The sequence below is a fragment of the Motiliproteus sp. genome (assembly GCF_965230735.1).
Taxonomy (GTDB): domain Bacteria; phylum Pseudomonadota; class Gammaproteobacteria; order Pseudomonadales; family Balneatricaceae; genus Motiliproteus.
Window position 1 is genome coordinate 240,969 of sequence record NZ_OZ246016.1, and the last position, 19,816, is coordinate 260,784.

17 protein-coding genes and 1 rRNA gene are annotated in these 19,816 nt (G+C 54.2%); 2 read left to right on the top strand and 16 right to left on the bottom strand.

Features of this window, described 5'->3' with window-relative positions; all coding sequences use genetic code 11:
• Positions 1–220: 220 nt before the first annotated feature.
• From ACO05M_RS01120 to rpsB, 16 genes are all read right to left on the bottom strand, one after another.
• A 16S ribosomal RNA gene (locus ACO05M_RS01120) occupies positions 221–1,760 on the bottom strand.
• Between the two features lie 594 nt (positions 1,761–2,354).
• Positions 2,355–2,783 carry a hypothetical protein gene (locus ACO05M_RS01125; RefSeq protein WP_421866833.1) on the bottom strand — a complete coding sequence of 143 codons (429 nt, stop codon included), beginning with the start codon at positions 2,781–2,783 and terminating at the stop codon, positions 2,355–2,357.
• 84 nt (positions 2,784–2,867) lie between these two features.
• Positions 2,868–3,464 carry a ribonuclease HII gene (gene rnhB / locus ACO05M_RS01130; RefSeq protein WP_421866835.1) on the bottom strand — a complete coding sequence of 199 codons (597 nt, stop codon included), beginning with the start codon at positions 3,462–3,464 and terminating at the stop codon, positions 2,868–2,870.
• Entirely contained in the window at positions 3,461–4,603 is a 1,143-nt protein-coding gene (gene lpxB, locus ACO05M_RS01135; protein ID WP_421866836.1) for a lipid-A-disaccharide synthase, read from the bottom strand. Before lpxB ends, rnhB begins: the two co-directional genes overlap by 4 nt.
• A 6-nt stretch (positions 4,604–4,609) precedes the next feature.
• A complete protein-coding gene (gene lpxA / locus ACO05M_RS01140; RefSeq protein WP_421866838.1) occupies positions 4,610–5,380 on the bottom strand; it encodes an acyl-ACP--UDP-N-acetylglucosamine O-acyltransferase in 771 nt (256 codons plus the stop codon).
• Between the two features lie 2 nt (positions 5,381–5,382).
• Positions 5,383–5,820 carry a 3-hydroxyacyl-ACP dehydratase FabZ gene (gene fabZ / locus ACO05M_RS01145; protein ID WP_421866839.1) on the bottom strand — a complete coding sequence of 146 codons (438 nt, stop codon included), beginning with the start codon at positions 5,818–5,820 and terminating at the stop codon, positions 5,383–5,385.
• A gap of 12 nt (positions 5,821–5,832) precedes the next feature.
• The gene (lpxD, locus tag ACO05M_RS01150; RefSeq protein ID WP_421866841.1) at positions 5,833–6,852 is read right to left on the bottom strand and encodes a UDP-3-O-(3-hydroxymyristoyl)glucosamine N-acyltransferase; all 1,020 of its coding nucleotides are present in this window, start codon (positions 6,850–6,852) and stop codon (positions 5,833–5,835) included.
• Positions 6,853–6,865: 13 nt separating this feature from the next.
• Positions 6,866–7,363: an OmpH family outer membrane protein gene (locus ACO05M_RS01155; protein WP_421866843.1), complete on the bottom strand. Its 498-nt coding sequence runs from the start codon at positions 7,361–7,363 to the stop codon at positions 6,866–6,868.
• Between the two features lie 20 nt (positions 7,364–7,383).
• The gene (gene bamA / locus ACO05M_RS01160; RefSeq protein WP_421866845.1) at positions 7,384–9,705 is read right to left on the bottom strand and encodes an outer membrane protein assembly factor BamA; all 2,322 of its coding nucleotides are present in this window, start codon (positions 9,703–9,705) and stop codon (positions 7,384–7,386) included.
• Positions 9,706–9,753: 48 nt separating this feature from the next.
• Positions 9,754–11,106 (bottom strand): sigma E protease regulator RseP, encoded by a 1,353-nt coding sequence (gene rseP / locus ACO05M_RS01165; RefSeq protein WP_421866847.1) that lies wholly within the window; start codon positions 11,104–11,106, stop codon positions 9,754–9,756.
• Between the two features lie 8 nt (positions 11,107–11,114).
• Entirely contained in the window at positions 11,115–11,939 is an 825-nt protein-coding gene (locus ACO05M_RS01170; RefSeq protein WP_421866848.1) for a phosphatidate cytidylyltransferase, read from the bottom strand.
• The gene (uppS, locus tag ACO05M_RS01175) at positions 11,932–12,684 is read right to left on the bottom strand and encodes a polyprenyl diphosphate synthase (protein WP_421866850.1); all 753 of its coding nucleotides are present in this window, start codon (positions 12,682–12,684) and stop codon (positions 11,932–11,934) included. The genes ACO05M_RS01170 and uppS overlap by 8 nt, the downstream gene beginning before the upstream one ends.
• 16 nt (positions 12,685–12,700) lie before the next feature.
• Entirely contained in the window at positions 12,701–13,258 is a 558-nt protein-coding gene (gene frr / locus ACO05M_RS01180; protein WP_421866852.1) for a ribosome recycling factor, read from the bottom strand.
• A 10-nt stretch (positions 13,259–13,268) separates the two neighbouring features.
• Entirely contained in the window at positions 13,269–14,003 is a 735-nt protein-coding gene (gene pyrH, locus ACO05M_RS01185; protein ID WP_421866853.1) for a UMP kinase, read from the bottom strand.
• A gap of 143 nt (positions 14,004–14,146) precedes the next feature.
• The gene (gene tsf, locus ACO05M_RS01190) at positions 14,147–15,007 is read right to left on the bottom strand and encodes a translation elongation factor Ts (protein WP_421866855.1); all 861 of its coding nucleotides are present in this window, start codon (positions 15,005–15,007) and stop codon (positions 14,147–14,149) included.
• 93 nt (positions 15,008–15,100) lie between these two features.
• Complete coding sequence (gene rpsB, locus ACO05M_RS01195) at positions 15,101–15,832, bottom strand: 30S ribosomal protein S2 (RefSeq protein ID WP_421866857.1); 732 nt, start codon at positions 15,830–15,832, stop codon at positions 15,101–15,103.
• 324 nt (positions 15,833–16,156) lie between these two features.
• Between rpsB and map the strand changes: the two genes are divergently transcribed.
• Together map and ACO05M_RS01205 are read left to right on the top strand one after the other, a co-directional pair.
• The gene (gene map, locus ACO05M_RS01200; protein ID WP_421866859.1) at positions 16,157–16,933 is read left to right on the top strand and encodes a type I methionyl aminopeptidase; all 777 of its coding nucleotides are present in this window, start codon (positions 16,157–16,159) and stop codon (positions 16,931–16,933) included.
• A gap of 44 nt (positions 16,934–16,977) precedes the next feature.
• Positions 16,978–19,680: a [protein-PII] uridylyltransferase gene (locus ACO05M_RS01205; protein WP_421866861.1), complete on the top strand. Its 2,703-nt coding sequence runs from the start codon at positions 16,978–16,980 to the stop codon at positions 19,678–19,680.
• Positions 19,681–19,816: the final 136 nt, after the last annotated feature.

The following is a 19,816-nucleotide window of genomic DNA, read 5'->3' on the forward strand; positions in this document are numbered from 1 at the left end:
ATTAATCGCCAGATATAAACGCTTGATCGAACACAATAAAATTAAACTGATTCAATTTGATTGCTTCAATCACAGATCCACTTTGTTAAAGAGCGATTTTCTCAAAAGAGAAAATAAAGGTTAGCTCTCGCTAACCTTTATTCACTCAAGCTTGAGAAAGCTTTTAACTAATCCAACCATGCAATTCGTTGTGAGCACTTACCAGAACGGCAGCTTCGTTTAAGGAGGTGATCCAGCCCCAGGTTCCCCTAGGGCTACCTTGTTACGACTTCACCCCAGTCATGAACCACACCGTGGTAACCGCCCTCCCGAAGGTTAAGCTAGCTACTTCTGGTGCAATCCACTCCCATGGTGTGACGGGCGGTGTGTACAAGGCCCGGGAACGTATTCACCGTGACATTCTGATTCACGATTACTAGCGATTCCGACTTCACGCAGTCGAGTTGCAGACTGCGATCCGGACTACGAACAGGTTTCTCGGATTAGCTCCACATCGCTGCTTCGCGACCGTTTGTCCTGCCCATTGTAGCACGTGTGTAGCCCCGCTCGTAAGGGCCATGATGACTTGACGTCGTCCCCACCTTCCTCCGGTTTGTCACCGGCAGTCTCCTTAGAGTTCCCGACCGAATCGCTGGCAAATAAGGACAAGGGTTGCGCTCGTTACGGGACTTAACCCAACATTTCACAACACGAGCTGACGACAGCCATGCAGCACCTGTCTCAGAGTTCCCGAAGGCACCAATCTATCTCTAGAAAGTTCTCTGGATGTCAAGAGCGGGTAAGGTTCTTCGCGTTGCTTCGAATTAAACCACATGCTCCACCGCTTGTGCGGGCCCCCGTCAATTCATTTGAGTTTTAACCTTGCGGCCGTACTCCCCAGGCGGTCTACTTATCGCGTTAGCTGCGCCACTAAGAAATCAAGTTCCCCAACGGCTAGTAGACATCGTTTACGGCGTGGACTACCAGGGTATCTAATCCTGTTTGCTCCCCACGCTTTCGCACCTCAGCGTCAGTTTTGGTCCAGGGTGTCGCCTTCGCCACTGGTGTTCCTTCCTATATCTACGCATTCCACCGCTACACAGGAAATTCCACACCCCTCTACCAAACTCTAGCTAAGCAGTATCAGGTGCAGTTCCCAGGTTGAGCCCGGGGCTTTCACATCTGACTGACTTAGCCGCCTACGCGCGCTTTACGCCCAGTAATTCCGATTAACGCTCGCACCCTCCGTATTACCGCGGCTGCTGGCACGGAGTTAGCCGGTGCTTCTTCTGCGAGTAACGTCACAGATGCAGGGTATTAACCTACATCCTTTCCTCCTCGCTGAAAGTGCTTTACAACCCGAAGGCCTTCTTCACACACGCGGCATGGCTGCATCAGGCTTGCGCCCATTGTGCAATATTCCCCACTGCTGCCTCCCGTAGGAGTCTGGGCCGTGTCTCAGTCCCAGTGTGGCTGATCATCCTCTCAGACCAGCTAGAGATCGTCGCCTTGGTGAGCCTTTACCCCACCAACTAGCTAATCTCACGCAGGCTCATCTAATAGCGAAAGGTCCGAAGATCCCCTTCTTTCCCCCGTAGGGCGTATGCGGTATTAATCCAAATTTCTCTGGGCTATCCCCCACTACTAGGTAGATTCCTACGCGTTACTCACCCGTTCGCCGCTCGTCAGCAACTAGCAAGCTAGTCCTGTTACCGCTCGACTTGCATGTGTTAAGCCTGCCGCCAGCGTTCAATCTGAGCCATGATCAAACTCTTCAGTTCAAAAAAGTTGTCAGCCGAAGCCAACGAATTTTTGCTCAAAGTAAAACTGGAATAACTTAACTAAACGTAAGTACGTATAGTGTCGTATGAATTCACGAGTCACTTACTTTGATAAGTCTTTGTGATATTCCGGAGAATATCTGCTGTCCTATCCCAGCAAGTGCCCACACGAATTGCATGGTCGATTTGTTAAAGAGCGTTGCTTGGCTTGCCGTCCGACTGCTCAAGCGAGGGTCGAAATTATACATCTCAAAACCCGTGAGTCAACGCTTTTTTGCGATCTTTTTTCGTTGTGCTTTCCGAACAATTGATTCGAAAAACCGCTTGAAAAAAGGGCTTCCAGCGAGATCGAAACATCAGCTGGAAGGCCGACTCCGCTGCCACCTCAGCGGCAACGTGGGGGCGCATTCTACAGACCTAAGAACTGCCGTCAACGACTTTTGTGAAATATTTTTTACGAAATTAAAACCGATCACAAAGCGATCAAAACCAAGCCAAATCAACAGAACCAAAAAAGGCGCCTGACGGCGCCTTTTTCATACAACTGATCAGCCACTTAACTCAGCCTGATCATTCTAGCTGCTCAACGAAACATTAAAGACCAAACTGTGTTCTTACAACCGGGTCCATCAGTGCCGGCAACGCTTGCTCTCGGAACTGCCGATATTCAAGCGAGGTAACCAGGTCGTCCTTTAGCGCTTCACGTAACAAGTCTTTCAGTGCCGGGCTGTATTTTGAACTGTTCACCATGAAAAAAAACTGTTCAGCATCGGCAGGCTGGACATCCAACCACTCCTGCTCGGTCAAATTATGACCACCCTTGGAATCAAGAAAATCGATAACCTGGGCACCGACGTTCTCAGCGGTCAGCTTGGCGCGCAATTCTAGAACCTGATTGAGCTGAACTCGCTCATAGGGATCCGCATTCAATAACAACACTAAGACAAAAAGAGGCACAGCGATCAGGGCAACATACCAACCAACCACCAAGCGTTGGTCGTGTCGATCCGGGGAAGAGGTCATCGAAAGCTCCTTAGGGGCTGGGCCCGCAGTTGAATAATCCAGCAGCCTGAGCGTACAAAATATTCAACAGCGATACCAGTCGAGCTAGGCCTCTTGAAGCAATCTCTTGACCGGCCCGAACGAGCGACGATGGAAGGGTGTCGGTCCCAGCCGCTCGAGTGCTTCGAGGTGCTGTGCGGTTGGGTAGCCCTTATGCTTTGCGAAGCCATAGTCTGGATAGAGTTGACCTAACGACTCCATCTCACGATCTCGGGTCACCTTTGCCAAGATAGATGCAGCACTGATCTCCGCGACCCGGCTATCACCTTTGACCACCGCTTCGCTAGGCATCGCTAAGTTAGGACAACGATTCCCATCAATCAGGACAAACTCCGGTACCGGATCAAGTCCTTCGACCGCACGCTGCATCGCCAGCATTGTGGCATGAAGAATATTCAGCTGATCAATCTCTTCAACGTTTGCACGAGCCACGGACCAAGCCAACGCCTGCTCACGGATCTGATCAAACAACCCCGCGCGACGCTTATCGGTTAATCGCTTGGAATCTGCCAACCCTTCGATTGGGCGCGATGGATCGAGTATCACGGCAGCCGTGACTACATCCCCACAAAGCGGGCCACGACCCACCTCATCAACCCCGGCCAGCAGTACGCCTTGATAGCTACATTCAAAATCGTTCATGACAAGGCCAGTTTGCCTTTCTTCTCCAGCAGCTCCAGTATCGCTTTGGCGGAACTTTCACTGGCATTCAGCCGCAGTTGCTGATGCAGTTCGTAGAAGCTATCTCGCTGATCTTGCGGGTCGTCCAATTGATTTAACAACGCTTCAGCCAGTGCCGGCGCCGTTGCCTGCTGCTGAATCAACTCGGGTACCAGCATTCGATCGGCCAGCAGGTTAGGCAATGACACATAGGGAACCTTGACCATTCGCGACAAGATCATATAACTGAGCGGAGCCACTCGGTAGGAGACCACCATTGGTGTCTTCAACAGCATGCACTCCAGTGCCGCCGTGCCCGAAGCCAGCAACACAACGTCCGCTGCCGACATCACCTGCTGCGACTGCCCACGGATCAGATGGACTGGCAGTAAGTGCTGTTGCAGCAACTGCTCCAACTGTTGGTGACGTGAATCATTGGCCGATGGGATGATGAATTCGAGATCCGGCTGCTGCTCCAGGCAACGCTGCGCCGCCTCCAAAAACAGCGGCGCTAAACGTTCTACCTCGCCAGCCCGGGAACCCGGCAGCAAAGCAACATAGCGCTTCTCTTGGTCCAGCCCCAACGCATCCCGTGCTGCTTCTTTGTCGGGCTCTAACGGTAATTCATCGGCCAGCGTATGTCCCACAAAGCGAGCGTCCACACCAGACTTATCATAGAACGCAGCTTCGAAAGGCAGTAAGCAAAGCATCAGATCGATCGCACGGGCAATCTTCTGGACCCGTTTTTGGCGCCAGGCCCAGACCGACGGACTGACATAGTGCACAGTCGGAATACCCGCTTCGTGCAGTTTTTGCTCGAGGGTCAAATTGAAGTCAGGAGCATCGATCCCGATAAACAGATCAGGAGGATCTTGCAGCCAACTTTCGATCAGCTGCTTGCGAATACCCAGCAACTCACGCAGTCGGCCCAAAACCTCGACCAGCCCCATCACCGAGAGACGATCCATCGGGAACCGAGACTCAACCCCCTGCGCCTGCATCAGTGGGCCGGCGATTCCTTCGAAGGTAATGGGTTCAGGAGAAAGACGCTGTAACGCTTTGACCAGTCCGGCCCCCAGAATATCTCCAGAGGCCTCACCGGCCACGATCGCAATACGCATAAGACGCTAACGGATGATGCCGCGAGTGGAATCGCGCAGAGATTGGGTCAACAGAGCGACCTCAGGAAATTGGCGCTGCAGATCATCCAATTCGGCGACGGCCTGTTCCAGCTTCAGCCCTTGACGGTAAATCAGTCGATACGCCTGCTTGAGCGCCCGCAAAGCGTCGGCACTGAATCCTCGTCGCTTCAGCCCTTCGGTGTTGATACCGTGAGGCTTAGCCAGGTTACCTGATGCCATAACGTAGGCAGGAACATCTTTGGTGATCATCGATGCTGCGCCACACATTGCATGGGCGCCGATACGACAGAACTGGTGAACCCCTGTCTGACCGCCCACGATGGCAAAGTCATCAACATGAACATGACCAGCCAAGGCAACGTTGTTCGCCACGATCGTGTTATCACCGATCCGACAGTCGTGCGCCACATGGACGTTAACCATCAGCAGATTCCCACTGCCGATTCGGGTTATTCCCTCGTCCTGTACAGTGCCGCGATGCAGAGTGCAGCTTTCACGGATGATATTGTTATCACCAATGATCAACTCAGTCGGCTCACCGGCATACTTTTTATCCTGACAAGCTTCGCCGACCGACGCGAACTGGAAAATCTGGTTGTTGCGACCGATACGGGTCGGACCGCTGATAACCACATGGGACGCAATACGGCAACCGGATTCAATTACCACATCCGGGCCGATCTGAGTCCAAGGGCCGACCTCAACATCATCAGCAAGCTGAGCTTTGGGGTCGACGATCGCCTGGCTATGAATCAAAATCAGATCTTCCTGTCAGCACAGAGAATCTGGGCTGAACTGACCAGATCGCCATCTACGGTTGATTTGACATCAAACTTCCAGATACCACGCTTCTCCGACACGATCGTTGCCTCAAGACGCAATTGATCCCCCGGTACTACCGGGCGCTTGAAACGAAGCTTATCGGAACCGACGAAGTAATAGATTGACCCGTCCTGGGGCGTCTTACCCATCGTCTTAAAGCCCAAAATACCCGCAGCCTGCGCCATCGCTTCAACGATCAGCACGCCGGGCATAACCGGGTGATCGGGGAAGTGACCATTAAAAAACGGCTCGTTAATAGTCACATTTTTGTAGGCCACGATCGATTCGCCGACAGTCAGTTCAACGACCCGATCCACCAACAAGAATGGGTAACGGTGCGGAAGGTATTCACGAATTTCCTTCACATCCATCATCTTACAAAAACCTTAACCTTTATCTTCTATTGCTTTTTCAAGCTGGCTGATTCTTGCTGCCAACTTATCTAATTGCTGGAAACGCACTACGTTTCGACGCCACTGCTGATACGGCATGATTCCGGTTCCTGAGGAGTATACGCCCTTCTCCTTCAACGACTTGGTCACCATGGCCATACCACTAAGATGAACATCGTCGGCCACTTCGATATGCCCCGACAAACCGGCACCGCCACCAATGGTGCAGCGACTGCCTATCTTAGTGCTTCCCGCACTGGCCGAACAGCCGGCCATGGCGGTATGTTCGCCGATCACAACATTGTGTCCGACCATCACCTGATTATCGATTTTCACCCCGTTACCGACCACCGTATCTTCGATCGCTCCACGATCGACGGTGCTGCAGGCGCCAATCTCAACATCGTCGCCAAGAATCACCCGACCGATCTGATGAATCTTGACCCAACGTTCCCCTTCACGAGCAAAACCAAAACCATCGGCACCGATCACGGCACTACTGTGAATCAGACAACGCTTGCCCACGACGACGTCATGGTAAAGGGTGACATTTGCCCCTAGGCGACTGTCATCGCCAACTCTAGAGCCAGCCCCCACGACCGAATTAGGGCCGACCTCAACATTGGGACCAACGATCGCCCCAGCCTCGATCACCACTCCATGGGCCAGACGCGCAGTCTCATCAACCTCTGCCGAAGGATCAACCCAAGCGCCGGCACTAACACCCGCCTTAGGCACCGGTCGCTGGTCGAACCAACCGGAAATGCGCGCATAGGCCAGATAGGGATCCTCAACGATCAACGCGGCCACCGGACAGAGTTCCTTATGCTCAGGCTGAATCAACACCGCAGCAGCCGTGGTTTCGGCCAGAGATTTCCGGTAACGAGGATTGGACAGGAAGGTCAAATCAGCCTCACCCGCCTTATCTAATGCGGCTACCCCATGGATCGGCTGCTCGGGATCGCCAATCAGTTCAGCACCTAAAGCTTCTGCTATCGCTCCAAGATTGTACAAGACACCCCTCCCGTTACAGCTTATTGAGTTCTTCAGCCACTACCGGGGTCAGATCCAGCTTGGGATCTACGTATACCGCACCCTTTCGATTAAGGATAATATCGATTTCCTGGGTTTGAACGAGCTCTTTCAAGATGGTTTCAATCTGCGGACGCATCTCGGTCAAAAACGCCTGCTCCCGACCCAAACGCTGCTGCTTAAGTTGATTACCAAGCGTCTGAAACTCCTGAAATTTTTTCTGGATCTGAGCTAGCAGCTGGCGACGATCTGCATCACTGAGAAAACTACTCTCTTTTTTCAGCTTGGCTTTAAGGGCGTTGCCTTCTTCGGAAAGCTGACGAAGCTGATCTTCCTCAGCGGAAAACTCCTGCTTCATTTTTTCACGTAAGACCCCAGCCTGCTTGGTCGCACTGATCGCCGCCTCCATATCCAACACAGCGATCTTGGTCTCCGCCAATGCAAATCCTGGCATCAGCAGCACTGCCAGCAGTACCGTTTTCAACGCTTTCATAATCTGTCCTTATTTTGAATTTAGAAGGTTTTACCCAGTGAAAACTGGAAGAACTCGTCTTCGTCGTGCTCCTGCTCTTTAACCGGAACACCCAAGGAGAACGACATCGGACCGATAAAAGTCAACCAGGACAAGCCCACACCGACCGAAGAGCTTAAGTTGCTGAAGCTCATATCCAGATCACAGGCCGGATTATCGGTCAAACAGTTGCGATCAAACACACCGCCCACATCCCAGAACAGTAGAGATCGTAAGTTGCCCTGCTCCTTGATAAACGGCAGCGGGAAAATCAGTTCAGCTGAACCGGTGATCAGTACATTACCGCCAAGAGGATCAAGGGTTCCCGATGTAACTCTCGCATCCCGTGGTCCAAGCGTATTGTTCTTAAAGCCACGTACTGAATCGAAACCACCCGCTCGGAAGGTCTTGAAGAAGGGAAGTTTGGAGGTGTCGCCAAAGGCATCCCCGTAACCAAGGTTAGTCTTGGCGCTTGCAACCCAACGTTGATCATCACTCAACGGATAATAGATCTGGCCGCTATATCGCAGCTTAAAGTAGCTAAGATCACTACCCGGCCCGGCCACCTCCAATGAAGCGCGCTGATTGTAGCCCTTGGTAGGAAGCAGGCCTCTGTTTAGGTGGTTGCTGGACCAGGAGCCGACCAGCGGCAGCTGGGTAAAGGAATCACCCTCGTCCTGAACGAAGAGGTTCAACTCCTTGGGAACGTCGCTACCCAGTTTAACCTTTAATTGCTCAGCACCGATCGATAGCCCGATACGCTGGTGCTCATCGATCGGATAGCCAAAGCTCATCGCCCCGCCGAAGGAGTCCAAGTTGTAATCGGAAAGATCATCGTCGTCCAAGTCCTCTTCACGATAAAAAGCACTGAAACCACGACTGACACCGTCCACCGTGTAATAGGGATTTTCATAACTGAAACTGAGTTCACGGGTGTTATCCGAGCGCGTTACGTTGAACGAGACGAAATTGCCGCTACCCAGGAAGTTTTTCTGCGTCACACTGGCACCCAGGATCAGACCCGAGCTCTGGGACACCCCGATACTGGCGGCCAGACTACCCGACAACTGCTCCACAACACTGTATTCCAGATCAATCTGATCTGGCACCCCAGGGACGGTCGAAGTCTCGACATTAACCTCACTAAAAAAGCCCAGCCGCTCCAGACGGTCCTTAGAACCTTCCATCAAACTGGTTGATGCCCAACCCGCTTCCATCTGCCGCATTTCACGTCGCAGCACCTCATCGGCGGTTGAGGTATTGCCGACAAAGTTGATACGACGCACATACATCCGGTTACCCGGTTCGACATAGAAACGCACCGCGACGGTTTTATTCTCTTCGTCAATCGTCGGAACCGGCCTTACATTGGCCAGCAAGAAACCGTCATCACCCAAGCGTCGAGTAATCTGATCGGCCGAACGCACCATCAGTTCACGAGAAAAAGTATCCCCCGGGGTGATCGTTACCTGGGCAAGCAGCTCTTCTTCCGCCACTTCCAGCTTGCCGGCTAGATCGTAGTCACCAAAAAGATAAAGATCCCCCTCGGTGATATTAACGGTTACGAATACATGTTTGCGGTCCGGGGTTAACGAAACCTGAGTAGAATCAATCTTAAAGTTGATGTAGCCCTTATCCAGATAGAAAGAACGCAACCGCTCCAGATCACCACTGAGCTTTTCACGTGAGTAGCGACCGCTATCAAAAAAGTCCCAGAACCCTGGAATCTTCAAACTGAAAAGGTCGATTAGCTCTTCGTCGCTGAAGACTTTGTTGCCGACCACATTGATATGCTGAACGGCAGCCGCCTTGCCTTCTTTGATCTTGATGTTCAGCCCCAGGCGGTTTTCGGGCAGTGGTTCAACACTGGTTTCGATCTGCGCACCATAACGCCCTTGAGCGGCATAGACCTGTAACAATTCCAGTCGGATTTTTTCCAGAGCCTGACGCTGAAATACCTCCCCTTCGACGAGGCCAAGACCCGCCAGTCCTTGCTTTAGCCCCTCTTCTTTTATCTCTTTATTACCTTCAATGTTGATCCGGCTGATCGCGGGACGCTCTGACAACCGGACAATCAACAAGTCACCATCTCGAGCTAACTGAACATCATTGAAATAACCGCTGGCAAACAGGGCTCTGGTTGCTTTAGCCAAGATAAATTCATCGACTTGGTCACCTTCCTTGATTGGGAAGATGCTCAGCACCCGCCCCAGCTGCATCCGCTGCAAGCCGTCAAAACGGATATCCTCTACAACGAAGCTGTCGGCAATAGCCATTAGGGGGAAGGACAGTAACAGGAGGGCGGTAGCTAGTTGACGTCGCATGGAGAACTACTAATCCGTTATGATTTTTTTGTTGGGTTACCTTGGTGCTCAGAGTCTCAGCACATCGTTGTAGAGCGCCAGCAACATCAGCCCCAGCAATAACGACATGCCAATCTTTAAACCCAGCACCTGCGTCTTTTCCGAAACCGGCTTGCCGCGCACGGCTTCCACCAGGTAATAAAGCAGATGGCCGCCATCGAGCACAGGGATCGGCAACAGGTTTAAGATTCCCAGGCTAATGCTTAAATAAGCCAGGAAATTCAAGAAGCTTTCCAGCCCGGAGGCGGCGGAAGCCCCCGCCACTTTAGCAATGGTGATAGGGCCGCTCAAGTTTTTTACCGAAATGAGCCCCTGCAACATTTTCCAGATGGATTCGAGGGTCAGACCGATCATCTGGCCGCTCTTGGCGACCGCCGCCGGTACCGCTTCAATCACCGAAAAACGCACTTCGCGCATCATCTCCGGCGGCCAACTAACCGACTGCACCCCGGCGCCGATATAACCGTAAACCTCACCGCTTTCAGACTCCGTTCGAGCAGGCGCCAGCTCAAGTTCCAGAATCCGCCCCTGCCGCTCCAGCTGCAGACGAACCAAGCGCTCCGGACGATTTCGGATCTGTTCAACCAGCTGCTCCCAGCGTTCAATCGACTGGTCGTCCACCATCAACACCCGGTCGCCGACCTGTAAGCCACCCAGCTGGGCACGCCCACCTTCAACCAACGAGCCGATCGTGGCTGGAACCTGCGGACGATAGGGCTGAATCCCCAACGTAAACAACGGTCCATGCTGTTCATCAAACTGCCAACGCTGAATAGGGATGCCTAGCTCACGCTCATTGGTACCGTTGAGTTCGCGGGTTCTCAACCGCAGCTCTCCGCTATCGCCAATCCTGGCCGCCAACCGTAACGACACCTCTTCCCAGGTACGGGTCTGATGACCATCGACAGCAACCAATTCCCGACCGCTCTGCAGTCCGGCCTGCATCGCCACCGATTCCGGTTTCAATTCACCGATTACTGGCACCACGGTATTGATACCGGCAACGAACATCAGCCAGTAGGCAAACACGGCAAACACAAGATTGACCACTGGCCCAGCCGCCACAATCGCAATCCGGTGTCCCACCGGTTTGGTATTGAACGCCTGCGAGCGCAGCTCGGGAGGCACATCATCCTCGCGCTCATCGAGCATCTTGACGTAACCGCCCAAGGGTATGGCCGCAATCACATACTCGGTCTGTTGACGGTCATACCAACGGTACAACGGCTTGCCAAAACCCACCGAAAAGCGGAGCACCTTGACGCCACAGCGGCGCGCGACCCAGAAGTGGCCGTATTCATGAATGGTAACGAGGATACCGAGCGTAACGATCGCTGCGGCAATGGTTTGTAGGATCTCCATAGACCGGGTTAGACCACCGTGATCCGGGCCAGTTCGGTCATAATCAGACCCAACGCAAAAATAGGTGCCGCGGCGGTCAGACTATCGATTCGATCCATCACACCGCCGTGTCCCGGCAGCAGTTGCGAGCTGTCTTTAATGCCACGATGACGCTTAACCATACTCTCAAGCAGATCACCAAGCACCGACACCAACGCCGTCCCGAGACTGAGCAACAACAAACTGACCAGCTGAACCGCCGTGAACGAGCAGAACAATCCAAACAGGAGCGCCATCAGCAAGCTGGTCGCCACACCACCATAGAAACCCGCCCAGGTTTTGCCGGGACTGACCTCAACGGCCAGCTTCTTATTACCCCAGGTCTTACCGCTGAAGTAGGCACCGATATCAGCCCCCCAGACCAGCAGCATCAACAGCAACAGCCACAGGTTACCCTCAGGCAACCCCTTCAGCTCAACCAGACCACTCCAGGCGGGGATCAGCACAAACAACCCCATCACACCCCGTGCACGGCAACTCTGCCATTGGCTCAGACTTTTCGGATAGGCGCAGACCCAGAACAGCGCCAAGCCCCAGAAAGCAAACGCTACCAATAATATCGGTAAAGCCGGGAACTCCAGGTACTTGATCAGCACCACCAGCCCAAGCACCGCGACAGCATAACCGACGCGCTGACTGGACTCCTGATAGCCGGACAGATTGGCCCACTCCCAGGCTGCCAGGGTGACGATAGCGGCAGTAAAGAGCTTAAATTCGAAAACAGGCAACAAAAAGGTGGCACACAGCATCAGCGGCGCCAGAACCAGCGCGGTAATTATGCGCTGCTTAAGCATGCTTCTGCTCGGCCTCTACCTGCTCACTGGTCTTGCCAAAACGGCGCTGACGACCACTGAAATCTTCAAAGGCCGCTTCCAATGCTTTGCGATCGAAGTCAGGCCAGAGAGTGGGAGTAAAATAGAGTTCGGCGTACGCAAATTGCCATAACAGGAAGTTGCTGATACGACGCTCACCACCGGTGCGGATACAAAGATCGGGTAACGGCTGTTCAGCCAAGCAGAGGTGCTTGGCCAACGCGTCTTCATTGATCTGTTCTGGTTCCAGCTCACCGGCACGCACCTGCTCCGCCAATAGCCGCGACGCCTGAGCGATATCCCACTGACCACCATAATTGGCGGCAATATTCAGGCACAGGCCGGTATTGTCGGCAGTCAAAGCTTCGGCTTCAGCAATCTTGCGCTGCAGCTTATCGCTGAAACGCGACTTATCACCGATCACCTGCAGCCGGATATTATTCTTGTGGAGCTTTTTGACCTCACGCTTGAGGGCCAACATAAACAGCTCCATCAAGCCGGTCACTTCCGCCGGCGGCCGCTTCCAGTTTTCGCTACTGAACGCGAACAACGTCAATGACGCTACGCCGTAACGGGCGCAACCATCGACCATCGCGCGAACCGCATCGACACCGGCCTTGTGTCCCGCCAGGCTAGGCAAGCGACGTGCTTTGGCCCAGCGATTGTTGCCATCCATGATGATGGCAACATGCTTCGGCAAGCTGGCGAAAGGCTTCAGATCAGTCATGAATCGAAAACGGAGATCAGATCTCCATCAGATCCTTTTCTTTGGTTTGCAAGTGCGACTCAACCTCGGCGATATACTTATCGGTCAGCTTCTGGATCGCATCTTCAGCCTGGCGCTGCTCGTCTTCGGTGATTTCCTTCTCTTTCTGAAGGTCTTTGACATCACCATTGGCATCGCGACGGATATTCCGGATCGCCACACGCGCACCTTCGGCCTCGCCGCGGGCCTGACGGATAAACACCTTACGGGTCTCTTCGGTCAGTGCCGGCATTGGTACACGAATCACGGTACCTGCCGTGGAAGGGTTCAGGCCCAGGTCCGACTTCATGATCGCCTTTTCGATCTCCGGCACCATCGGGCGTTCCCAAGGGGTGATCGACAGCGTACGGGCATCCTCAACGTTGATGTTGGCCACCTGGCTCAGCGGCACATCGGAGCCGTAGTAGCTGACCTTAACCGAATCCAGGATGCTCGGATGAGCCCGGCCGGTACGGATCTTCTTGAAGTTCTCGATTACCGCCTTGACACTTTTCTGCATCCGCTCTTCAGCGTCTTGCTTGATATCCTCAATCACTTGCTTCTCCTCAGGCCGGATCGTTCTCAATCAAGGTACCTTCGTCGCCACCACGGACCACGGTTACCAGAGCACCCGGCTTGTTCATATTAAATACCCGTACCGGCATATTCTGATCCCGCGTCAGGCACATCGCGGTCAAATCCATCACACCCAGCTGCTTCTCCAGCGCCTCGTCAAAGGTCAAACGATCGTACTTGGTTGCGGTCGGATCTTTGACCGGATCGGCGGAATAGACTCCATCCACCTTGGTCGCCTTGAGCACCACATCGCATTCGACTTCGATACCGCGCAGACAGGCGGCCGAATCGGTGGTAAAGAAAGGATTGCCGGTACCGGCTGAAAAGATCACAACATCGCCTTGATTCAGGTAGCGTATGGCCTTGCGTCGATCGTAGTCTTCGACCACACCGACCATGGAAATAGCCGACATCACCCGGGTGGTAATGTTATTTCGCTCCAGCGCATCACGCATCGCCAACGCGTTCATCACGGTAGCGAGCATCCCCATATGGTCTCCGGTCACCCGGTCCATACCGGCCCGGCTCAGCGCCTCACCCCGGAACAGGTTGCCACCGCCGATCACCATTCCGACCTGAACCCCGATCCCCACCAGCTGGCCAATCTCCAGGGCCATTCGGTCAAGCACCTTCGGATCGATGCCGAAATTTTCATCTCCCATCAGCGCTTCGCCGCTGAGTTTTAGAAGAATTCGGTTATAGCTGGCCTTATTGGTTTCGCTCACTGGTCGAACCCCCGACAAAATTAAGCTGGAGTGTATCAAGTAGCCTTCGACTGAATCCATAGCAAACGCCGAAAAGGCGCACCGGACTCACTGGAAGGCTCAGAGCAGGCCGCCTGATGGCGACCTGCGAGAGCAAGCGAGGCTTACTGCAGAGCAGCGGCAACTTCGTCAGCGAAGTCGACTTTTTCTACCTCGATACCTTCACCCACTTCGAAGCGGACAAAGGAAGCCACTTCGCCGCCGGCGTCTTTAACCAGCTGGCCAACTTTGACTTCAGGGTTCTTAACGAACGGCTGATCGATCAGAGAGTTCTCGGACAGGAACTTCTTGATCCGGCCGCCAACCATCTTCTCGGCGATTTCGGCAGGTTTGCTGGCCATGTCCGGCTGCGCCAGGATGATCTCTTTCTCTTTAGCCAGAACGTCTTCAGGCATATCTTCGGCCTTAACAACGCGCGGGTTAACCGCAGCAACGTGCATCGCAACGTCCTTGGCCACAGCCTCTTCGCCTGCGGTCAGAGCGACCAGAACAGCGATACGGTTGTTGCTGTGAACGTAAGCACCAACGCTGGCACCTTCCAGAACTTCGATACGACGAACGCTCATGTTCTCACCGATCTTCTGAACCAGCGCTTCACGAGTCGCTTCCAGCTCACCTTCCATCAGCGCAGCAACGTCAGTCTGCTTGGATGCGAAAGCCGCTTCCAGAACGCTGTTGGCGAAACCGATAAAGCCTTCGTCGCGAGCAACAAAGTCAGTTTCACAGTTCACTTCAACCAGCACGCCGTAGCTGTTGTCGTCGGCAACCTTAACCGCAACAACGCCGTCAGCCGCAGTACGGCCAGCCTTCTTCGCCGCCTTCATACCGCTGGACTTACGCAGGTTCTCGATCGCCAGCTCGATGTCACCATCGGCTTCAGCCAGCGCTTTTTTACATTCCAGCATGCCCAAGCTAGTACGCTCGCGCAGTTCTTTAACCATAGAAGCAGAGATCTTAGCCGCCATGATCGTTCCTCTTTAGTAACTTGAATTCAAAATTGAAAAAAGGGGAGCAGTGCTCCCCTTCATGAAGCCTGCTGACAGGCCGGTAACATCCGCTTACTGCGCGGCGTCGACCTGCTCTTCTACTTCAACAAACTCGCTAGCAACGGCGTTGCTGCCTTCCAGGCACGAATCGGCAACTGCCTTAACGTAGATCTGGATAGCGCGCAGCGCATCGTCGTTACCCGGGATAACGTAATCAACGCCATCCGGGTTGCTGTTGGTATCAACAACGCCGATAACCGGGATACCCAGCTTGTTGGCTTCGTTGATGGCGATACGCTCGTGGTCAACATCAACAACGAATAGCGCATCGGGCAGACCGCCCATATCCTTGATACCGCCGATGGAGCGCTCCAGCTTGGCCATCTCACGGGTACGCATCAGCGCTTCTTTCTTGGTCAGCTGCTCGAAAGTACCGTCGGCAGCCTGCTGCTCAAGATCGCGGAAGCGCTTGATGGAGGCACGGATGGTCTTGTAGTTGGTCAGCATACCACCGAGCCAGCGGTGGTTGACGTAAGGCATACCGGCGCGCTCAGCTTCCTGCTTGATCACTTTGCTGGCGGCACGCTTGGTACCAACGAACAGGATCTTGTTCTTGTTGGCAGCCAGACGCTGAATCACGGACAGCGCATCATTCAGAGCCGGAACGGTGTGCTCCAGGTTGATGATATGAATCTTGTTGCGAGCACCGAAAATGTATTTACCCATTTTCGGGTTCCAGTAGCGGGTCTGGTGACCGAAGTGTGCGCCTGCTTTCAGCAGGTCACGCATAGAGACTTTGGACATTAATCTGTTCCTGAATTGTCTGGGTTAGGCCTCCATATACCCCATCTCTCAACCCTGTGATCACTCACCAGGCACCCAGAGGGACGTGTCGGTATATGTGCGACGTTATCTTTCATTTCCACCGCCACAGGAGAACTATTAATTCACCCCCTGCGCGGCAGCGCGACTTTATACCACAACAGCCTGCAAATCGAAAGTCGAAGCTGCATTTTTCAGCCATCTACCGCCATGGTCCGATCTGTCTCAATCGCCGTTTGTGTGTACAATGTGGAGCTTTGCGGCTAACCGGCCCTACTTGCTTTAGCTATACAACGAGTTCTCATTATGACCGTGACCCTGAAAACCCCGGAACAGATTGAAAAAATGCGTGTTGCCGGCCGCCTGGCAGCCGAAGTTCTGGAGATGATCGAACCCCACGTAAAGCCGGGGGTCACCACCAACCAACTCAACCAGATCTGCCATGACTATATCGTCAATGAGCAGGACGCCATCCCGGCGCCGCTGAACTACAACGGCTTCCCCAAGTCGATCTGCACCTCGATCAATCAGGTGGTCTGTCACGGTATCCCCAACGACAAGCCTCTGAAGCAGGGCGATATCATCAACATCGATATCACCGTGATCAAGGACGGCTTCCACGGCGACACCAGCAAGATGTTCTTCGTCGGCAAGATCCAACCCCATATGCAGCGCCTGGTCGATATTGCCCAGGAGTGCCTGTACCTGGGCATTCGCATGGTCAAACCTGGGGTCCGCCTGGGTGATATCGGCCACGCGATTCAGCAGCACGCCGAGAAGAACCACTACTCGGTGGTGCGCGAATACTGCGGCCACGGCATTGGTGAGGTGTTCCACGAGGAGCCCCAGGTGCTGCACTACGGCCGCCCGGGCACCGGCCTGGAACTGAAAGCCGGCATGACCTTTACGATCGAGCCGATGATCAATGCCGGCAAACGTCACACCAAACTGTCCAAGCGCGATGGCTGGACCGTTGAAACCGTCGACAAGCGCCCTTCCGCGCAGTGGGAGCACACCCTGGTCGTCACGGAAACCGGATATGAGATTTTTACATTGAGATCTGAGGAACAGGGCAAGCTCTGATCCCGACTGCCAAACCTCTACATGAACGAGCGCCAAGCTGAACCATGACCGATCAACTCGATGCTTTCGCCGCCGATCCCAGCCTGTTCGATAACGATCAGTTCCTGCAGCAGCTGGCCGACGCCGATTCATTTCTCACCCTGTTCAAGCAGGCGCTGAAACAGGGCCAGGAAACCCTAAATAAGCGGTTTAAGAATGGCGCCGATATCCGCACCCTGATCTATGGCCGTGCTTGGATGATGGATCAGCTGCTGCGTCATGCCTGGAACCAATATCGCTGGCCCGAAGACGGTTCGATCAGCCTAGTCGCTGTCGGCGGCTACGGTCGCGGCGAACTGCATCCTCACTCGGATATCGACCTGTTGTTGCTGCTACAACAGGATAATGCCGAACAGTACCGCGACAGCATCGAGGGGTTCCTGACCTTTTTATGGGATATCAGTCTCGATGTCGGCAGCAGCGTTCGTACCATCGAGCAGTGTGCCGAGGAGGCAGGTAAAGATATTACCGTAGCCACCAACCTGATCGAATCCCGCTGCCTGACCGGCAACACTCAGCTGCGCGAACAGATGTACCAGCGGGTCACCGCCGACAACATCTGGTCGAGCCAGCAGTTCTACAAAGCCAAAGTTGAAGAACAGAAGAAGCGTCACCACCGCACCAACGACACCGAGTACAACCTTGAACCCAACATCAAGGACTCACCGGGCGGGCTACGCGATCTGCAGACCGTTGGCTGGGTCGCCAAACGCCACTTCGGCGCCACCTACCTACACGATCTGGTTGATCATGGCTTTTTGACCGACAGCGAGCTGGACGCGCTGGATAAGGGCGAGCGCTATCTATGGACGGTCCGCTACGCGCTGCACATGCTGACCGATCGCTGCGAGAATCGACTGCTGTTTGATCACCAGCGCACCCTGGCACAATTTTTCGGCTACAAAGATACCGAAGGCAAGCTGGCGGTCGAACAGTTTATGGGCAAGTACTATCGCATCGCGATGTACCTGGCCGAGTTCAACGACATGCTGCTGCAGCATTTCGAAGAAGCCCTGCTTGAGGACGAAAGCGATCAGCAGATCCGCCCGCTGAACAAGCGCTTTCAGGTCCGTTGCGACCATATCGAAGTGACCCATGATCAGGTCTACACCCAGACCCCGTTCGCGATCATGGAGATGTTCGTACTGCTGGCACAGAACAGCGAACTCCAGGGCGTACGCGCATCCACCATGCGCCTGCTGCGCGAAGCCCGGCAACAGATCGACGACAACTTCCGCAACGACATCCGCAACACCACCCTGTTTATGGAGCTGCTGCGCTCTCCGGAAGGCGTCACCACCGAACTGCGCCGCATGACCCGTTACGGCATTCTCGGCCGCTACCTGCCCGAGTACGGCAACATCGTCGGTCAGATGCAGCACGACCTGTTTCATATCTACACCGTCGATGCTCACACGCTGAAGGTGATCACCAACCTGCGCCGCTTCCGCCACGGCGACCAGGCCGAAAAATTCCCGATCGCCAACCGTATCGTAAGACAACTCCCCAAGCTGGCGCTGCTGTATGTGGCCGGTCTGTATCACGATATCGCCAAAGGGCGCGGCGGTGATCACTCCGAACTCGGCGCCGTCGATGCCAAGCTGTTCTGCGAGCGTCACCATCTGGGCAAGTGGGACACCCACCTGGTCTGTTGGCTGGTTCGGAACCACCTGTTGATGTCGATGACGGCCCAGCGTAAGGATATTTCCGACCCGGAAGTGATTCATGACTTCGCCATGCGGGTTCGCGATATCACCCACCTGGATTATCTTTACACCCTGACCGTGGCCGATATCTGCGCCACCAACAATACCCTGTGGAACAACTGGCGCGCCTCGCTGATGCGCCAGCTCTACGTCGAGACCAAGAAAGTGTTGCGCCGCGGACTGGAAAACCCGGTCAATCGTGAAGATCTGATCGAGCAGGTCCAGCGCGAAGCCCTCGACCTGCTGCGCCACGAAGGGATCAGCGACTACAGCGCCGAATGTATGTGGGCCACTCTCGGTGAGGAATACTTCCTGCGTGAGGAGGCGTCCGATATCGCCTGGCATACCGAGGCGATTCTGAACCATAGCGAACCCAACCAGCCGCTGGTACTGGTCAAAGAGACCAGCACCCGGCTGTACGAAGGTGCCACCAAGATCTTTATCTACGCCCGAGACCACGAAGGCTTGTTTGCCGCTTCGGCGGCGGCGCTGGATCACCTCAATCTGAGCATCCAGGACGCCGACATCATCACCAACGATGACGGTTACAGCTACAACACCTTTATTGTACTGGATCAGGAAAATCAGCCGATCGGTGATGATCCGGAAACCATCCTGAAGATTAAAAACTCGCTGGTCGAAGAGCTGGATGATCCGGCCGATTACCCGTCGATTGCCCAGCGACGCACCCCTAGACAATTGAAACTGTTCTCCATGCCTGCCCAGGTCACCCTGAGTTCGGACAGCGATCGCCACCTGACCGCATTGGAGCTCAACACCTCGGACCGCCCCGGTCTGCTGGCCCGGGTCGGCAAGGTGTTTCTGGAACTGCATATCCATCTGCAGAAAGCCCATATCGTCAACGTCGGTGAAAAGGTCGAAGACGTGTTCTTTATCACCGATCAGAACGGCCAGCCGATTACCGATCCGGAATTGAGTGAAAAATTGCAGCAACGGATCTGTGAAGAGCTCGACCGCCAGATCGAAGGCTTCAACGGCTGATAGATAGACAACGAGGCCGTTACGACACCAAGCGCTGCCGGGGTGATTTGTCAGCCCGGCAGGGCCTCATTATAATTTGCGGCCCTCCCCGCCCCGGCAGTATTTGGGATAGCACCATCGGGAGTAATTGAAACAG

What these genes read in the sequence shown, in the direction of transcription:
- ACO05M_RS01125 (WP_421866833.1), bottom strand. Translation starts at nt 2,783, where the DNA reads ATGACCTCTTCCCCGGATCGACACGACCAACGCTTGGTGGTTGGTTGG.
- rnhB (WP_421866835.1), bottom strand. Translation starts at nt 3,464, where the DNA reads ATGAACGATTTTGAATGTAGCTATCAAGGCGTACTGCTGGCCGGGGTT.
- lpxB (WP_421866836.1), bottom strand. Translation starts at nt 4,603, where the DNA reads ATGCGTATTGCGATCGTGGCCGGTGAGGCCTCTGGAGATATTCTGGGG.
- fabZ (WP_421866839.1), bottom strand. Translation starts at nt 5,820, where the DNA reads ATGATGGATGTGAAGGAAATTCGTGAATACCTTCCGCACCGTTACCCA.
- ACO05M_RS01155 (WP_421866843.1), bottom strand. Translation starts at nt 7,363, where the DNA reads ATGAAAGCGTTGAAAACGGTACTGCTGGCAGTGCTGCTGATGCCAGGA.
- bamA (WP_421866845.1), bottom strand. Translation starts at nt 9,705, where the DNA reads ATGCGACGTCAACTAGCTACCGCCCTCCTGTTACTGTCCTTCCCCCTA.
- rseP (WP_421866847.1), bottom strand. Translation starts at nt 11,106, where the DNA reads ATGGAGATCCTACAAACCATTGCCGCAGCGATCGTTACGCTCGGTATC.
- ACO05M_RS01170 (WP_421866848.1), bottom strand. Translation starts at nt 11,939, where the DNA reads ATGCTTAAGCAGCGCATAATTACCGCGCTGGTTCTGGCGCCGCTGATG.
- uppS (WP_421866850.1), bottom strand. Translation starts at nt 12,684, where the DNA reads ATGACTGATCTGAAGCCTTTCGCCAGCTTGCCGAAGCATGTTGCCATC.
- tsf (WP_421866855.1), bottom strand. Translation starts at nt 15,007, where the DNA reads ATGGCGGCTAAGATCTCTGCTTCTATGGTTAAAGAACTGCGCGAGCGT.
- rpsB (WP_421866857.1), bottom strand. Translation starts at nt 15,832, where the DNA reads ATGTCCAAAGTCTCTATGCGTGACCTGCTGAAAGCAGGCGCACACTTC.
- map (WP_421866859.1), top strand. Translation starts at nt 16,157, where the DNA reads ATGACCGTGACCCTGAAAACCCCGGAACAGATTGAAAAAATGCGTGTT.
- ACO05M_RS01205 (WP_421866861.1), top strand. Translation starts at nt 16,978, where the DNA reads ATGACCGATCAACTCGATGCTTTCGCCGCCGATCCCAGCCTGTTCGAT.